14 protein-coding genes and 1 riboswitch are annotated in these 15,747 nt (G+C 63.9%); of the genes, 7 read left to right on the plus strand and 7 right to left on the minus strand.

Features of this window, described 5'->3' with window-relative positions; all coding sequences use genetic code 11:
- Nucleotides 1-54: 54 nt before the first annotated feature.
- The 7 genes from NKI21_RS29195 to NKI21_RS29225 all read right to left on the minus strand — a co-directional run bounded on the left by NKI21_RS29195 (nucleotide 55) and on the right by NKI21_RS29225 (nucleotide 6,142).
- The gene (locus NKI21_RS29195) at nucleotides 55-738 is read right to left on the minus strand and encodes a helix-hairpin-helix domain-containing protein (RefSeq protein ID WP_352868676.1); all 684 of its coding nucleotides are present in this window, start codon (nucleotides 736-738) and stop codon (nucleotides 55-57) included.
- Between the two features lie 72 nt (nucleotides 739-810).
- On the minus strand, nucleotides 811-2,115 hold the full coding sequence (gene nuoF / locus NKI21_RS29200) for an NADH-quinone oxidoreductase subunit NuoF (RefSeq protein WP_023812385.1): 1,305 nt from the start codon (nucleotides 2,113-2,115) through the stop codon (nucleotides 811-813).
- A 10-nt stretch (nucleotides 2,116-2,125) separates the two neighbouring features.
- Nucleotides 2,126-3,406, minus strand: a complete 1,281-nt coding sequence (locus NKI21_RS29205) for an NADH-quinone oxidoreductase subunit E (RefSeq protein WP_023812386.1) — start codon at nucleotides 3,404-3,406, stop codon at nucleotides 2,126-2,128.
- Nucleotides 3,407-4,597, minus strand: a complete 1,191-nt coding sequence (locus tag NKI21_RS29210; RefSeq protein ID WP_352439826.1) for an NADH-quinone oxidoreductase subunit D — start codon at nucleotides 4,595-4,597, stop codon at nucleotides 3,407-3,409.
- Nucleotides 4,598-5,200 (minus strand): NADH-quinone oxidoreductase subunit C, encoded by a 603-nt coding sequence (locus NKI21_RS29215; protein ID WP_352439825.1) that lies wholly within the window; start codon nucleotides 5,198-5,200, stop codon nucleotides 4,598-4,600.
- Between the two features lie 4 nt (nucleotides 5,201-5,204).
- Complete coding sequence (locus NKI21_RS29220; RefSeq protein WP_013531090.1) at nucleotides 5,205-5,786, minus strand: NuoB/complex I 20 kDa subunit family protein; 582 nt, start codon at nucleotides 5,784-5,786, stop codon at nucleotides 5,205-5,207.
- Nucleotides 5,777-6,142 (minus strand): NADH-quinone oxidoreductase subunit A, encoded by a 366-nt coding sequence (locus NKI21_RS29225; RefSeq protein WP_010910112.1) that lies wholly within the window; start codon nucleotides 6,140-6,142, stop codon nucleotides 5,777-5,779. The genes NKI21_RS29220 and NKI21_RS29225 overlap by 10 nt, the downstream gene beginning before the upstream one ends.
- A 331-nt stretch (nucleotides 6,143-6,473) precedes the next feature.
- On the opposite strand from NKI21_RS29225, the gene NKI21_RS29230 reads away from it, so the two are divergent.
- The 7 genes from NKI21_RS29230 to cobG all read left to right on the plus strand — a co-directional run bounded on the left by NKI21_RS29230 (nucleotide 6,474) and on the right by cobG (nucleotide 15,747).
- Nucleotides 6,474-7,682 (plus strand): winged helix-turn-helix domain-containing protein, encoded by a 1,209-nt coding sequence (locus tag NKI21_RS29230; protein WP_352439824.1) that lies wholly within the window; start codon nucleotides 6,474-6,476, stop codon nucleotides 7,680-7,682.
- A gap of 51 nt (nucleotides 7,683-7,733) precedes the next feature.
- A complete protein-coding gene (locus tag NKI21_RS29235; RefSeq protein WP_023812390.1) occupies nucleotides 7,734-8,411 on the plus strand; it encodes a DUF6348 family protein in 678 nt (225 codons plus the stop codon).
- Between the two features lie 29 nt (nucleotides 8,412-8,440).
- Nucleotides 8,441-8,647 carry a hypothetical protein gene (locus NKI21_RS29240; RefSeq protein ID WP_128304422.1) on the plus strand — a complete coding sequence of 69 codons (207 nt, stop codon included), beginning with the start codon at nucleotides 8,441-8,443 and terminating at the stop codon, nucleotides 8,645-8,647.
- 134 nt (nucleotides 8,648-8,781) lie between these two features.
- Nucleotides 8,782-8,985: riboswitch (cobalamin riboswitch) on the plus strand.
- A gap of 38 nt (nucleotides 8,986-9,023) precedes the next feature.
- Nucleotides 9,024-9,452, plus strand: a complete 429-nt coding sequence (locus tag NKI21_RS29245; RefSeq protein WP_352868682.1) for a DUF1636 family protein — start codon at nucleotides 9,024-9,026, stop codon at nucleotides 9,450-9,452.
- A gap of 2 nt (nucleotides 9,453-9,454) precedes the next feature.
- Nucleotides 9,455-10,507 (plus strand): cobalamin biosynthesis protein CobW, encoded by a 1,053-nt coding sequence (cobW, locus tag NKI21_RS29250; protein WP_352439822.1) that lies wholly within the window; start codon nucleotides 9,455-9,457, stop codon nucleotides 10,505-10,507.
- Nucleotides 10,508-10,525: 18 nt separating this feature from the next.
- Nucleotides 10,526-14,239, plus strand: a complete 3,714-nt coding sequence (locus tag NKI21_RS29255) for a cobaltochelatase subunit CobN (protein ID WP_352439821.1) — start codon at nucleotides 10,526-10,528, stop codon at nucleotides 14,237-14,239.
- Nucleotides 14,236-15,747, plus strand: coding sequence for a precorrin-3B synthase (gene cobG / locus NKI21_RS29260; protein WP_352868686.1), 1,512 nt, complete (start codon nucleotides 14,236-14,238; stop codon nucleotides 15,745-15,747). The genes NKI21_RS29255 and cobG overlap by 4 nt, the downstream gene beginning before the upstream one ends.

Consider the following 15,747-nt stretch of genomic DNA (forward strand, 5'->3'; position numbering starts at 1 on the left):
AGTTCCCGCAATCTCTTTTTCCGGACGCGGTCGAGACCACGTCGGGCACTTCATTCACTTCTTGACGGCGAGCGCCGCCGCTTGGGTTTTCCAATCGTCGCGGCCGATGCGGCCGCCGAGCGACAGATAGTCCTCGACCCAGGCAACCTCTTGCGGCGTCCATGCCGCGATCTGGGCATACGTCCAGATACCGAGGCCGTTGAGAACCTTTTCCAGCTTCGGCCCGATGCCCGAGATGGCCTTGAGATCTGCCGGAATGGCCGGCTTCTCCATGGCGTTGGGCTGCCTGAAATCCTCGGGCATCAGCGCATCGCCGGCGCCGCCCGTAGCCGCATTTGCGGCCGGCACGGCAGTGGCGGCTTCCTTGGCGGCGATATCGGTGACCTCCCTGGCGAAGGACTGCGCCTCCGCGATCATGGTTTTCGCCGTCGCCCGCGCCTTGGTGGAGGAAGAGTTCGGATCGTCGAACTGCGCGACGCGCGCCTCGAAATCATCGACGATCGGCTGCAGCAGCCGCTGCGAGGCTTCTGCCGCACCTGAAAGCGCGCCCAGCCAGACGCCGAAAGCATGGTTGGCGAGCCCGAGGCCAAGCGCCGACATCGCCGCCGCACCCGCCACGGGATGCACGAAAAGGTTGACGGCGCTGGCCATCTCCTTCGGCATCATCCTGGTCAAGTCCTGGTTCATCTTCTCGATCTGGTCCAAATTGGGCATCAGCGGGTTCGAATACGGCGCCATAGAGTTCTCCTGGTCGTTTCTTCGTTCGCCCCGCCCTTCGCTGCGGACTTTCATCCGCATAAAAACGTTATTCTATTCCGCCGCCACCATCACAGGCTCCGCCCGGTGCGCATTGCGCGAAAACTCGTCGATGCGCCGCTCCACTTCGCCGCGGAAATGCCGCATCAGGCCCTGGATCGGCCATGCCGCCGCGTCGCCCAGCGCGCAGATCGTGTGGCCCTCGATCTGCTTGGTGACGTCGAGCAGCATATCGATCTCGCGCTTCTGCGCCTCGCCGCGCACCAGCCGTTCCATCACCCGCCACATCCAGCCAGTGCCTTCGCGGCATGGCGTGCACTGGCCGCAGCTCTCGTGCTTGTAGAAGTAGGAAAGCCGCGCAATCGCCTTCACGACATCGGTCGACTTGTCCATGACGATGACAGCCGCGGTTCCAAGGCCGGATTTGAGGTCGCGCAAGGCGTCGAAATCCATCGGCGCGTCGATGATCTGCTCGGCCGGCACCAGCGGCACCGAGGCGCCGCCCGGTATGACCGCCAAAAGATTGTCCCAGCCGCCGCGAATGCCGCCGCAATGCGTCTCGATGAGCTCCCGGAACGGGATCGACATCGCCTCCTCGACCGTGCACGGATTGTTGACGTGGCCAGAGATGCAAAACAGCTTGGTGCCGACATTGTTGGGCCGGCCGAAGGACGAGAACCAGGCCGCACCGCGGCGCAGGATGGTCGGCGCAACCGCGATCGATTCGACATTGTTGACCGTGGTCGGGCAGCCATAGAGGCCGACATTGGCAGGGAATGGCGGCTTCAGCCGGGGCTGGCCCTTCTTGCCTTCGAGGCTTTCGAGGAGCGCTGTCTCCTCGCCACAGATATAGGCGCCGGCGCCGTGGTGCATGTAGATGTCGAAATCGTAGCCGGACGTGTTGTTCTTGCCGATCAGCTTGGCCTCGTAGGCTTCCTCGATCGCGCGCTGCAGCGCCTCGCGCTCGCGGATGAACTCACCGCGCACATAGATGTAGGCGGCAATCGCGCCCATGGCGAAACCGGCAAGCAGCGCGCCCTCGACCAGCGTGTGCGGGTCGTTGCGCAGGATGTCGCGGTCCTTGCAGGTGCCGGGCTCGGATTCGTCGGCGTTGATGACGAGATAGCTCGGCCGGCCGTCGCTCTGCTTGGGCATGAACGACCATTTGAGCCCGGTCGGGAAGCCTGCGCCGCCGCGACCGCGCAGGCCCGACGCCTTCATCTCGTTGACGATCCACTCGCGCCCCTTGGCAACGATGCCGGGCGTGTTGTCCCAGGCGCCGCGCGCCATCGCGCCGGCCAGCGACTTGTCGAACAGGCCGTAGATATTGGTGAAGATGCGGTCTTTATCCCCGAGCATTTTTCGTCCCTCAGACCGGCTTCTTGCCGAAGACGCGGATGTATTCGGCCACGCCACCCTTGGCGAGCGCCTTGGCCTGCTTGACCCAGTCGTCGCGATCGATGCGGCCCTGGAAAGAGAGATAGCCATCCACCCACTCGCGTTCGGCCTTCTTCCACGACGCGACCTGCGCGAAGGTAAAAATGCCCAGCGTATGCAGGATGCCCTCGATCTTGGGGCCGACGCCGGAGATCAGCTTTAGGTCATCGACCTGTACCGGTTTATCGATGCCGGCCGGACGGTTCTTGTCCTCGAGCGACGGTTTGGCCGGCTTGGCTGCCGGTACCTTGACCTCCGGCGCCTTGAAGGCGGATGCCGGCTCGGCCTTGGTTATTGGACCGTTGCGCTGCTTGGAAACCTGCTCGACCTTGGAGTCTGCCTTGTTGGCATTGGCGGCCGAATGCAGTGGGGCGGCAACGCTCGCCGCCTTTTCAACCGTCGGCGCGACCTTGGTTTTTGAAGGCGTCTTCAATGCCGGGCTGGTTTCAGGGGCGTCGGTCTTCGGCTTGCTGGTGTTGGACGGCGCGACAGGGGCCGCAGCCGGTGCCGGCACGGGCCCTGCGATGATCGCGTCGGGCGCCGCCCTGGCGGCCCTGGCCGCTTCCCTGGCTTCCCTTTCACGGGTCGACTTGAGGATCGCCTTTTCGCTCTTCAGCGTGGTGAGGCCGGAGGCCGGCTCCGAGCCGGTACGGCCGTTCTGCGGCCCCGGTTCCACCGAAGCACCCTTGCCGGCGTCATAGAGATCGATGATTTCAGCCAGGCGTTCCGGCGTCAGATCCTCGAACGTGTCCTTGAAGATCATGACCATCGGCGCGTTGACGCAGGCGCCAAGGCATTCGACCTCTTCCCAGGACAAGGTGCCTTTGTCGTTGGCGTGGAACTGGTCGTGATGGATCCTGGAGCGGCAGACATCCATCAGCGCTTCCGAACCGCGCAGCATGCAGGGCGTGGTGCCGCAGACCTGGATGTGCGCACGCGTGCCAACCGGATTCAACTGGTACTGCGTGTAGAAGGTCGCGACCTCGAGCCCGCGGATACGCGGCATGCCGAGCATGTCGGAGATCGTCTCGATCGCCGCCTTCGTCACCCAGCCTTCCTGCTCCTGCGCTATCATCAGCAAGGGAATGATGGCCGACTGTTCGCGACCCTTCGGATATTTCTTGATCCATTGCTTCGCAGCCGCGGCATTCGCCCGGTTGAAGGCGAAGGAGGCTGGCTGGACGCTGGCTTCTGCGAGACGGCGGACTGACATTTAGCGATCGACCTCACCAAACACGATGTCGAGGGAGCCGAGAACGGCGGTGACGTCGGCCAGCATGTGGCCGCGGCAGAGGAAATCCATCGCCTGCAGATGCGCGAAACCCGGCGCGCGCAGCTTGCAACGGTAGGGCTTGTTGGAGCCGTCGGAGACCAGATAGACGCCGAATTCGCCCTTCGGCGCTTCGACGGCGGCATAGACCTCGCCGGCGGGTACGCGATAACCCTCGGTGTAGAGCTTGAAGTGATGGATCAGCGCTTCCATCGAGCGCTTCATCGCCTGGCGCTTGGGCGGCACCACCTTGCCGTCGAGGTTCGACACCGGGCCGGTGCTTTCCTTGCCGAGCAGAAGGTCGACGCACTGGCGCATGATCTTCGCCGACTGGCGCATTTCTTCCATGCGCACGAGGTAACGGTCAAAACAGTCGCCGTTCTTGCCGATCGGAATGTCGAAATCCATTTCCGAATAGCATTCATAGGGCTGCGACTTGCGCAGGTCCCAGGCTGCACCCGAGCCACGCACCATCACGCCCGAAAAACCCCAGGCCCAGGCATCCGCCAGCGAGACGATGCCGATATCGACATTGCGCTGCTTGAAGATGCGGTTGCCGGTCAGCAGCTGATCGAGGTCGTCGATCGACTTCAGGAACGGGTCGATCCACTTGCCGATGTCCTCGACCAGTTGACGCGGCAGGTCCTGGTGGACGCCGCCGGGGCGGAAATAGGCGGCATGCATGCGCGAACCGGAGGCGCGCTCATAGAACACCATCAGCTTTTCGCGCTCGACGAAGCCCCACAGCGGCGGCGTCAGCGCGCCGACGTCCATAGCCTGCGTCGTCACATTGAGGATGTGCGACATGATGCGGCCGATTTCGCAGTAAAGCACCCGGATCAGCTGGCCGCGCTTCGGCACTTCGATGCCGAGCAGGCGCTCGGCGGCGAGCGCGAAGGCGTGCTCCTGGTTCATCGGCGCGCAATAGTCGAGCCGATCGAGATAAGGGATCGCCTGCAAATAGGTTTTGGCTTCGATCAGCTTTTCGGTACCGCGATGCAAGAGCCCGATATGCGGATCGACGCGATCGACGACTTCGCCGTCCAGCTCCAGCACAAGGCGCAAAACGCCGTGCGCCGCAGGGTGTTGCGGGCCGAAATTGATGTTGAAGTTGCGGACCGAGGTTTCAGCCATTTACTGCTTTGCCTTCTCGTCACCCGGCAGCACGTAATCGGTGCCTTCCCAAGGGGACAAAAAATCGAAATTGCGGAATTCCTGCTTGAGCTCGACCGGCTCGTAGATGACGCGCTTGGCCTCGTCGTCGTAACGCACCTCGACGAATCCGGTCAGCGGGAAATCCTTGCGCAGCGGATGGCCTTCGAAACCGTAGTCGGTCAACAGGCGGCGCAGATCCGGGTGGCCAGAGAACAGCACGCCGTAGAGATCGTAGGTCTCGCGCTCGAACCAGTCGGCACCGGGGAACACGCCGGTGATCGACGGCACCATGGTTTCCTCGTCGGCCTGCACCTTGACGCGGATGCGCACATTCTGCTTCGGCGACAACAGGTGGTAGACGACGTCGAAGCGCTTGGCCCGCGACGGATAGTCGGCGCCGCAGACGTCGACGATCGAGATGAACTGGCAGCGCGCATCGTCGCGCAGGAAGGTCATCACCTCGACCAGATCGCGTGGCTCGACTTGAACGGTGAGTTCGCCATAGGCAATCGCCGCGTCGTTCACGCGGCCGATCAGCTTCTCGCCGAGATATGTCGACAGTTCGCTCAGGGATGCGGTCATGGATTTACCGTTCGATCGTGCCGGTGCGGCGGATCTTCTTCTGCAGCAGAAGAATGCCGTAAAGCAACGCTTCGGCGCTCGGCGGGCAGCCGGGCACATAGATGTCGACCGGCACGATGCGGTCGCAGCCGCGCACCACCGAATAGGAATAATGGTAGTAGCCGCCGCCATTGGCGCAGGAGCCCATCGAGATGACGTAGCGCGGTTCCGGCATCTGGTCGTAGACCTTGCGCAGCGCCGGCGCCATCTTGTTGGTCAGCGTGCCGGCGACGATCATGATGTCGGACTGGCGCGGGGACGCACGCGGCGCGACGCCGAACCGCTCCGAATCATAGCGTGGCATCGAGGTGTGGATCATCTCGACCGCGCAGCAAGCGAGGCCGAACGTCATGAACATCAGCGACCCGCTGCGCGCCCAGGTGATGAGCGCCTCGGTCGAAGTGACCAAAAAGCCCTTGTCGGCCAACTCATTGTTGATCTCGAGGAAGAAGGGATCGTCCTCCCCCACCGGCCTGCCGGTGTTGGGATCGATAATACCCTTGGGCTTCGGCGCGACGAGGGTGCCTGAACTGTCGTTCAATCCCATTCCAGCGCTCCTTTTTTCCATTCATAGGCAAAGCCGATGGTCAGCACCGCCAAAAACACCATCATCGACCAGAAACCGAGCATGCCGATCTTCGAAAACGACACCGCCCACGGAAACAGGAAGGCCACTTCCAGGTCGAAGATGATGAACAGGATCGACACCAGGTAGAAACGGATGTCGAACTTCATGCGGGCGTCGTCGAACGAGTTGAAACCGCACTCGTAGGCGGAAAGCTTTTCGGGATCGGGATTGCGATAGGCCACCAGGAAGGGCGCGGCCAGCAGCGCCAGGCCGACAACCAGCGCCACGCCTATGAACAGGACGATGGGCAGGTATGAGCTCAAGAGTGCGTTCATGCTCGGCTTTCCGTTGGTGCCAATCCACTTTGATTACAGCACCGGACCCTAATGCGGAAGCGTGACAGTTTAACCGCTGAACCGTTTTAAGGGCCTATGCTGCAACGCGGCGAGGGTTAGCGCAGCACTTCCAGCGAAGCAAGTCAAACCTTGTTCAAAACACCGACCTGGACGGCATATCGCGGCAAACTGGTCCGATCCGCTCCTGTTTGATTTCCTGCGCCTATTACTCCACTTTTCTCTCCTGACATGGATGCCGCCAAAACCCTGCTAGCATGCGTTGGAATCAGCCTTTCGACCCTCGGTCAAAACACTTCAAAGTGATGCCTGCATGAAGGAAAAGATCTCGCTCCCCACGGCCCGTCGCATCGCGCTTGCCGCCCAGGGGTTCCTCGATCCCCGCCCGACCGGTACGCCCGACCGCCGGCATTTTGCCCGCACCCTCTCCCGCACCGGCCTGCTGCAGATCGATTCCGTCAGCGCCGTGGTGCGCGCTCATTATATGCCGCTCTATTCGCGCCTTGGCCCCTACCCGTTCTCGCTGCTCGACAACGCGGCCGTGACGCGCAAGCGCACGGTTTTCGAATACTGGGCGCACGAGGCCTCCTTCCTGCCGGTCGAGACATACCCGCTGATGCGCTGGCGCATGCAGCGCGCCGAGCGCGGCGAGGAAATGTATCTGGGGCTCGCCAAATGGGGCCGCGAACACGCTGCCTATATCGAAGAGATCTACCGCCAGGTCGCCGAGCGCGGCCCGATCGCCGCTTCCGCGCTGGAGGGCCAGAAAGGCTCGGGCGGCTGGTGGGGCTGGAGCCATGCCAAGCACGCCTTCGAATGGCTGTTCTGGGCCGGGCGCATCACCACGGCGCACCGCCGCGGTTTCGAGCGCTTCTATGACCTGCCCGAACGCGTGCTGCCGCAGGCGGTCCTCGACCTGCCGGTGCCCACGCCCGAGGACGCGCACCGCGAATTGCTGCGCATTTCCGCCCGCGCCCACGGCGTGGGCACTTCAGGCGATTTGCGCGATTATTTCCGCCTGTCGCCGGCCGATATGAAAGGCCGATTGGAGGAACTGGTTGAAACGGGCGAGTTGCTGCCGGTGCGTGTCGAAGGCTGGGACAAGCCCGCCTATCTTCACAAAGACGCCCGCCTGCCGCGCAAAGTCGAGGCCCGCGCCCTGCTGGCGCCGTTCGATCCGGTCGTCTTCGAGCGGTCGCGCACCGAGCGGCTGTTCGATTTCCACTACCGCATCGAGATCTACACGCCGGCCGACAAGCGGCAATATGGCTATTATGTCCTGCCGTTCCTGCTCGGCGACAGGATCGTGGCACGCGTCGACCTCAAGGCCGACCGTCCGGCCAGCATACTGCGCGTCCATGCGGCCTATGCGGAGCCCGGTGCACCGCCTGAAACCGCTGCAGAGCTGTTCGAGGAATTGAAGCAGATGCAGGGCTGGCTCGGACTCGAACGCATCGAAGTGACGCCTGCCGGGGATTTGGGTCCGGCGCTGCTGAGCGTGATCAGCGACGGGCGCTCTTGACATCAGCCGTCGGCTGCAGCCGTTTGAGGGAGTTTTGTCGGCCTAGGTTCAATGATGGCATCGCAAGAGGTTCTCGACCTGATTCACGAAGCGTTGATTGCGCATGGGATCAGCGCCATCCGTGGACAGAACGATGTCAGGATTGAACTGGAAGACCTGCGCTTTGAAGCCCAAGTTTTCGACAAGGAGCCGTCAGGCTCGGGTCGCAGGCTTGTTCTCGAAATCTACGTCTTCTCACCGTTGCTAGGCACTCAGCCGGTCATCGAATCTTTTGTTGGACTGGGCGACACGCGTGAACAGGCGATTTTCCAAGCATTCGGAAAATTCCTGATCGGTGTATTTCATGTGCTGATCGAGGGCCTTGCGGAGCATGTTTGCGAGAACATGCAAGCCGAGATTGCATTCTGGCAACGGAATGATGCTGGCTGGAAGATCTACGGTGGACCTGTGATCACACAGGCTGCAGTGGAATGCACTCTCAACCGGACATATCCAGCGTTTTATGCCCGCTTGGAAAAACTGTTCACGGCTAAGGTTCGCCCTGGCAGTCATTTCATCCGGATATTCCTGGCGAGCTATGGCGGAGCACTGGTCGGCAACGAAATTCTCCTGGACAACGAAACTTGGCCGGAAGGTCAAGAGCTCCTCGTTGATCAGGACTGGCACCACGGCGACGGGTACCAGGCGCTGCGTCAGGTCATCCTTGCGTTGCCGGGAGATAACAATTGAGCCAACGTACACAGGCTAGCGGATAAACAATGGATATCAAAGCCAGGCTGACCCAAGAGGTGCAGGAGTGCCTCGATAGGATTTCGTCCTTTTCATGGGACGTACATGCGCAGGCAATCCGAAAACGCTACCCTGACCTGCTGGAGACACATTTGGCTTCAAAGTTGATGGCATTTACTTCGATGTGGGTGACGGCGCCGGATGGCTGGACCGGCAAGATGGAGATATCCTTCTGACGGCTTTCGTTACAGCTTTTCCTGATCCCAACAACGAAGATGGCATTCGCGAAGAGCGGTCAGTGGTAGTGAAGCGTCCCCGCCCCTGATTTCAGATTGCCCCTGCGTTGCGTTGACACCGCTGCCCGCAAAAGCCTAAATCCGGTTCAGATGGTCTCTTGCCCGCAACGGCAAGAGCTAAGAGGGAATGCGGTGCGGGGCAAAATCCCAAATCCGCGGCTGTCCCCGCAACTGTAAGCGAAGAGCCAAGGCCGAAAGCCACTGGGGAGTTCCCGGGAAGGCGGCTACCAAGGCGATGACCCGCGAGCCAGGAGACCTGCCGTCTGCGACTTTAGAATCCGATCGCCCGGCGGGTTTCCGGGCAAGGAGCCCGATCTTGGACCACGACAGCAGTTTTTCGGCTGGCACAGCGGATATTTCGTCCGGCCATGATGATGCCTTGGCCGGCGTCACCATCATCGTCTGCGCCTCCTGCCGCGATGAGACCGGCGCCGACGCTCATCCCCGCGCCGGCGAATTGCTGGCGGACGACACGCGCCGCGCCGCATCCGGCGACGACATCCGCATCCGCAGCGTCGAATGCCTCGGCAATTGCAAGCGCCGCCTCAGCGCCGCCATCCTGCGCGACGGGTGCTGGAGCTATGTCTTCGGCGACCTGACCACGACCAGCGGCGCCGACCTCGTGACAGGCGCCAAGCTCTTCGCCACCTCGAAGGACGCCCTGATTCCATGGCGCGGCCGCCCCGATAGCCTGAAGCGTGGCCTCGTTGCCCGCATCCCTCCCTTAGACCTGCTGAAGGATTGACCATGACTGCCCCAGATTCGCCTGCGAACCTCTCCCGCGTTCCCTGCACCGTCGTCACCGGCTTCCTCGGCGCCGGCAAGACGACGCTGGTCCGCCATCTCCTGGAAAACGCCGGCGGCAAGCGCATTGCCATCATTGTCAACGAATTCGGCGACATCGGCATCGATGGCGAGATCCTCAAGGGCTGCGGCATAGACACCTGCCCGGAGGAAAACATCGTCGAACTGGCCAATGGCTGCATCTGCTGCACCGTCGCCGACGATTTCGTGCCGGCGCTCGACAAGATCCTCGCGCTGACGCCGAGGGTCGACCACATCCTGATCGAAACCTCGGGCCTGGCGCTGCCCAAGCCGCTGGTCCAGGCCTTCCAGTGGCCGAGCGTGAAGAGCCGCGTCACAGTCGATGGCGTCATCGCCGTGGTCGACGGCCCGGCGCTGGCCGAAGGCCGCGTCGCCAACGACATGGACGCCTTGCAGGCGCAGCGCGCCGGGGACGAGACGCTCGACCATGACGATCCGGTGGAAGAAGTGTTCGAGGATCAGATCGCCTGCGCCGACCTGATCATCCTGTCGAAGAGCGACCTGATGGACGCCGCCGGCACCGCCCGCGCCAACGCCATCATCAACGAACATTCCGCCCGCGCGGTGAAGATCGTGCCGACGTCGCATGGCAAGGTCGATCCCTCCGTGCTACTCGGGCTCGGTCTCGCCGTCGAGGACGACATCGAAAACCGCAAGTCCCACCATGACGGCGCATTCGACCATGAGCATGACGACTTCGACACCTTCATCGTCGACATTGCCTCGATCGCCAATCCGGACGAGTTGGCAAAGCGCGTCGCCACCGTCGCCGAAGAAGAGAACGTGCTGCGCGTAAAAGGCTTCGTCGAGGTCGGCGGCAAGCCCATGCGGCTCTTGCTGCAGGCCGTCGGGCCGCGCGTCAATCATTACTATGACCGCGCCTGGACCGCGCAGGACGACCGCCGCTCGCGTCTCGTCGTCATCGGCCTGAAGGGGCTGAACCGCCCGGCGATCGAGCGTATACTCGCCGGCTGATCTCGGACACGGGTTGCGATGCACATCCTCACCACGACATCCGCCTCGCTCGACGACCTCGCCGAGCCGGTCGATCTGCGGCAGACGCCGGCGGATATCGTGGCCCTGTCCTTCACCGACAGCGACCTCGCCGGACTGGCGGCGGCCTGGAAGGCCGAAGCGGAACACCTGCCTTCGATGCGGCTGGCGGCCCTGCGTGACCTGCGCCATCCCATGTCCGTCGACCTCTGGGTCGACAGCGTCGCCCGCCACGCCAAGGTCATCCTCGTGCGCATCCTCGGCGGCTACGACTGGTGGCGCTACGGCTGCGACCAGCTTGCCTCGACCGCCCGCGAACGCGGGATCAAACTGGCGCTGCTGCCCGGCGAATGCCGCGACGAGGATCTGCGCCTGATCGAAGCCTCGACGCTACCGCGCGAGGAGCTCGATGGCCTGCTCGACTATTTCCGCGAGGGCGGCCCGGCGAATATGAGCGCGCTGGTGCGGAGATTGGCGGGGCTGGCTGGATCGGATGCGGACGTAGCAGAGCCGGTTCCAGTGCCGAAAGCCGGGTTTTATGAGCCAGGACTTGGGGTCGTTGGTGATCCTTCACACCCCCCTCTGTCCTGCCGGACATCTCCCCCGCAAGGGGGGAGATCGGACTTCATCAAAGCCGGCTCTTTTCCCGTTTCATTAGAAGCTGACGCGTCCGCAACCTCGACAATTGGCGAAATCTCCAATGACAGCGCAATCTCCCCCCTTGCGGGGGAGATGTCCGGCAGGACAGAGGGGGGTGTGAAGGAACTCGACGCTGACAACGTCAACGCTCCTATCATCCCCATCCTGTTCTATCGCTCGATGCTATTGGCCGCCGATGTCGCGCCCATCGATGCGCTTTTCCACGCGCTCCGCCAGCGCGGCATCAATCCGGTCCCCATCTTCGTCTCCAGCCTCAAGGACCCCTCATCCCTGGCGTTCGTGGAAACCGCACTCGCCGCGCTCAATCCCGCCGCCATCATCACCGCGACCGCTTTCGCGTCCGGCGCCGAACCCGGCATTGAAACCCTGTTCGACCGCGCCGGCGTACCGGTCTTCCAGGTCATCGTCGCCACCACCCGCCGCGACGTCTGGGAGACCAACCAGCGCGGCCTGGCGCCCGCCGACCTCGCCATGCATGTCGTGCTGCCCGAACTCGACGGCCGCATCCTGGCCGGCGCCATTTCCTTTAAGGGCGAGAGCGAGATCGATCCAGCACTTGGCCACCGCGCCTTTGCCAACCGGCCGGAACCGGATCGTGTGGCGCAAGTGGCTGACCGCGTCGCGGCCTTTATCCGCCTGCAGGAGACAGCCCGCGCCGAACGCAAGCTGGCCATCCTGATGCCGGATTATCCCAGTGCCCCCGGCCGCACCGGCTACGCCGTGGGTTTGGATGTCCCGTCCAGCGTGCTGGCCATGCTGCAGGACCTCAGCGAACAGGGCTATGTCGTTGAGGGGATTCCGCAAACGCCGCGTGAGTTGCTGGCGCGGCTGGGCCAGGGCGGGCATGGCTTGGCCTTGAGGGATTATGTGGAGTTCTCGAAGGCATTGCCGTCTGCAGCAATTGCTGCCGTAGATGCAGCTTGGAAGGCTGAATATGAGATAGGTTTGTGCGAGGCCCCCCCCTCTGTCCTGCCGGACATCTCCCCCGCAAGGAGGGAGATCGGCAGTTCCGCCATCGGCGCTCATTCTGCGACGTTCGTAGCTGGCGAAAGCGGCAATGAGAGCTCAATCTCCCCCCTTGCGGGGGAGATGTCCGGCAGGACAGAGGGGGGCGCCTCGCGCCAAAGCTTCCCCTTCCGCGCTGCCACCTTCGGCAACATCACGGTCGCCCTCGCCCCAGACCGCGGCCGCTCCGTCGACCGCCGCGCCGACTACCACGACCCGACGCTCCCGCCGCGCCATGCGCTGATCGCCTTCGGCCTGTGGCTGCGCAAATCGCTCGGCGTCCATGCGCTCGTCCATGTCGGCGCGCATGGCACGCTGGAGTGGCTGCCGGGCAAGACCGTTGCGCTTTCGGAGAACTGCTTTCCCGAGATCGTCACCGGCGCCATGCCCGTCATCTATCCCTTCATCGTCTCCAACCCCGGCGAAGCGGCGCAGGCCAAGCGGCGCATTGCCGCCGTCACCCTTGGTCATTTGCCGCCGCCGCTGACCGGTGCCGGCCTGGATGAAGACCAGCACAAGCTGGAAAGGCTGGTCGACGAATACGCCCAGGCCGACGGGCTCGACCGCCGCCGCCGCGACCGCCTTGCCAAGCTGATCGTCGAGACGGCGCAGAAGACCGGCCTCGCTTCCGAAGCCGGCGTCGCCACGACCGACGCGCCCGACGAAGCGTTGCGCCGCATCGACGCCTGGCTCTGCGACCTCAAGGATTTTGCCATCAAGGACGGGCTGCATATCTATGGCCGCGCCCCTGAGGACGAGCCCGACGCCATGCGGCGCCAAAGTGCGGCAGCCGAGAAGGCGGCGCTGCTCGCCGCACTCGATGGCCGCCACGTCAAGGCCGGCCCGGCCGGCGCGCCCGCGCGGGGTCGCTCGGACGTTCTGCCCACCGGCCGCAATTTGTTCACCTCGGACCCGCGCACCATGCCGACGCCGACCGCCTATGATCTGGGCAAGGCAGCGGCGGAGGAAGTGGTGCGCGGCTACATGCAATCGCATGGCGACTGGCCGCGCTCGCTGGTCATCGATCTCTGGGGCTCGGCCTCACTGCGCACCGGCGGCGAGGAGATCGCGCAAGGATTGGCGCTGATGGGCTGCCGGCCGCAATGGGATTCGGCGACCGGCCGCATCACCGGCATCGAGGTATTGTCGCCGGCCACGCTCGGAAGGCCACGCGTCGATGTCACCTGGCGCATATCAGGCCTGTTCCGCGATATGTTCCCGACCCAGATCGCACTGATCGATGCCGCCGCCAACGCGGTAGCCGCCCGCGACGAGGACGATACGGAAAACCCGCTCGCGGCCAAAACCCGTGCCGACGGCAAGCTCAGCCCGCGCATCTTCGGCACCTCGCCCGGCACCTATGGCGCTGGCGTCGAGGATATTTTGTCCTCCGGCAACTGGGCGGTGCGCGAAGAGATCGGCCGCGCCTATCTCGACGCCACCTCGCACGCCTATGGCGGCGCAGAAGGAGAAGGCATCTCGGTGCCCGGCGCCTTCGAAACCCGCATCGCCGAGGCCGATCTTCTCGTCCACACCGGCGACGACCCCGGCCGCGACATCCTCGAAGGCTCCGCCGACGTCGCCTTCATCGGCGGCTTTTCGGCCGCCTTGGCAACGCTCGGCAGGAATGCCGACGTCATCGTGCTCGACACCACGGACCCGCAAAAGCCGAAGCCGCGCTCGGTCAGCGAGGCTGTGTCGCGGGTGGTTCGCGCACGCGCCGTCAATCCACGCTTCATATCAGGCCAGATGCGCCATGGCCCGCGCGGCGCCTCCGAATTCGCCGAAACGGTCGACCGGCTGGTCGGCTTTGCCGAAACCACGCACGCCATTTCGGGAGCGCTGATCGAGGCGGTGCATGATGCCTATCTCGGCGATCCCGAGGTTCGCGCCTTCATCCTGCGCGAAAACCCCGCCGCTGCCAAAGTCATCGCCGAGCGCTTCCTGTCGGCGCGACGGCGTGGCCTCTGGCATCCCCTGCGCAATTCCATCGACGACGACTTGACGGCCATGATTGCCGAGGCCGAGGCGCTTGGGGTGGCTGCATGAACGCCTTCTCGCGCCGCGGCGCCTGCCCGGCTTTGTCGGCGCCAATGCAAACCGGCGACGGGCTTTTGGTGCGGCTCAACCCGGTCGCTGGAGGCCCATCTTCTGGAGGATTGTCGCCGAAGCTTTTGATCGGGTTAGCCGAATCCGCCTTGCGGCATGGCAACGGCATCATGGAAGTCACCGCGCGCGGCAGTCTGCAGATACGCGGGCTGACCACGGACAGCGCGGCGCTGCTGGCGGCGGAGGTCGATGCGCTTGATATCGCGGTGCGCACCGGCGTGCCGGTCGAGACCGGGCCGCTGGCCGGCACCGACCCGCAAGAGATTGCCGATCCCCGGCCGCTGGCCGAGCGGATCAGGGCGGCAATTGACGAGGCTGGGCTGACGCAACGGCTCGGGCCGAAGGTTTCCGTGATTGTCGATGGCGGTGGGCAGTTGACCATGGATGCGGTGACGGCCGATGTGCGGCTGAAGGCGGTGCGGGCCAGCGCTGGCGTGCCGTGGGCTGTGTCTGTTGCCGGTGATGGTCAAAGCGCGAGGCCGCTTGCGACGGTCGATGACGATGTAGCGCGCGATATTGCCGTTGCGGTGCTCAGGATGATTGCCGAGAAGGGTCGGGAGGCCCATGCGAGGGATTTGACGGAGCGCCAATTGGTCTCTCTCGCAGGTTGGCACTCCGTCGCACCCCCCTCTGTCCTGCCGGACATCTCCCCCGCAAGGGGGGAGATCGGCGGTTCCGACGCCGGCTCTCGTCCTGCAACATCGGCGGTGGACGTGACGTCGGCAATTGGCGAAAGCGCCGATGACGGCTCAATCTCCCCCCTTGCGGGGGAGATGTCCGGCAGGACAGAGGGGGGTGTGCAGGATCGCCGACCTATCGGTCTTTTCTCTTTATCGACCGACCACGCCCTCGGCATTGCCCTCCCCTACGGCAGCATGCCGGCCGACAAGCTCATCGCCCTCGCTCAACACGCCCTCGCCCTCGGCACGTCAGAAATCCGCCCAGCCCCAGGCCGCGTCTTGCTTTTCCTAGGTCAGCCACCGGCCGCCAACTCATCGCTCCAACACACCGCCACCGCCCTCGGCTTCGTCACCGCCCCCACCGACCCGCGCACGCGCATAGCCGCTTGCCCCGGCACACCAGCCTGCGCCTCCGGCCGCATCGCCACGCGCGACATTGCCGAGACAATCGCCACTGAAAATGCCGACATCCTCGACTTCACCCTGCACGTTTCCGGCTGCGCCAAGGGTTGCGCCCACCCCGGCTCGGCGGCGCTGACGATTGTCGGCGGCGAAAACGGAGCCGGACTTGTCGTGAACGCGACGGCAAAGGCCCTTCCTGCGGGCTACAGGCCGGGCTATGACGCCGCGCGCGGCATTGGCCGCGTCGCGGCAATGATCCGCGGCACACGATATCAAGGCGAAACCGCCGCCGCTTGCCTGGCAAGGCTCGGGCCGGCCGGTATCGCCGAGGCTTACCGACAGGCCCAAACTGAAAAACGGAAATGA

The organism is Mesorhizobium sp. M0715 (assembly GCF_040320355.1).
In the GTDB taxonomy this organism is placed as follows: domain Bacteria; phylum Pseudomonadota; class Alphaproteobacteria; order Rhizobiales; family Rhizobiaceae; genus Mesorhizobium.

What these genes read in the sequence shown, in the direction of transcription:
- NKI21_RS29195 (WP_352868676.1), bottom strand. Translation starts at nt 738, where the DNA reads ATGGCGCCGTATTCGAACCCGCTGATGCCCAATTTGGACCAGATCGAG.
- nuoF (WP_023812385.1), bottom strand. Translation starts at nt 2,115, where the DNA reads ATGCTCGGGGATAAAGACCGCATCTTCACCAATATCTACGGCCTGTTC.
- NKI21_RS29205 (WP_023812386.1), bottom strand. Translation starts at nt 3,406, where the DNA reads ATGTCAGTCCGCCGTCTCGCAGAAGCCAGCGTCCAGCCAGCCTCCTTC.
- NKI21_RS29210 (WP_352439826.1), bottom strand. Translation starts at nt 4,597, where the DNA reads ATGGCTGAAACCTCGGTCCGCAACTTCAACATCAATTTCGGCCCGCAA.
- NKI21_RS29215 (WP_352439825.1), bottom strand. Translation starts at nt 5,200, where the DNA reads ATGACCGCATCCCTGAGCGAACTGTCGACATATCTCGGCGAGAAGCTG.
- NKI21_RS29220 (WP_013531090.1), bottom strand. Translation starts at nt 5,786, where the DNA reads ATGGGATTGAACGACAGTTCAGGCACCCTCGTCGCGCCGAAGCCCAAG.
- NKI21_RS29225 (WP_010910112.1), bottom strand. Translation starts at nt 6,142, where the DNA reads ATGAACGCACTCTTGAGCTCATACCTGCCCATCGTCCTGTTCATAGGC.
- NKI21_RS29230 (WP_352439824.1), top strand. Translation starts at nt 6,474, where the DNA reads ATGAAGGAAAAGATCTCGCTCCCCACGGCCCGTCGCATCGCGCTTGCC.
- NKI21_RS29235 (WP_023812390.1), top strand. Translation starts at nt 7,734, where the DNA reads ATGATGGCATCGCAAGAGGTTCTCGACCTGATTCACGAAGCGTTGATT.
- NKI21_RS29240 (WP_128304422.1), top strand. Translation starts at nt 8,441, where the DNA reads ATGGATATCAAAGCCAGGCTGACCCAAGAGGTGCAGGAGTGCCTCGAT.
- cobW (WP_352439822.1), top strand. Translation starts at nt 9,455, where the DNA reads ATGACTGCCCCAGATTCGCCTGCGAACCTCTCCCGCGTTCCCTGCACC.
- NKI21_RS29255 (WP_352439821.1), top strand. Translation starts at nt 10,526, where the DNA reads ATGCACATCCTCACCACGACATCCGCCTCGCTCGACGACCTCGCCGAG.
- cobG (WP_352868686.1), top strand. Translation starts at nt 14,236, where the DNA reads ATGAACGCCTTCTCGCGCCGCGGCGCCTGCCCGGCTTTGTCGGCGCCA.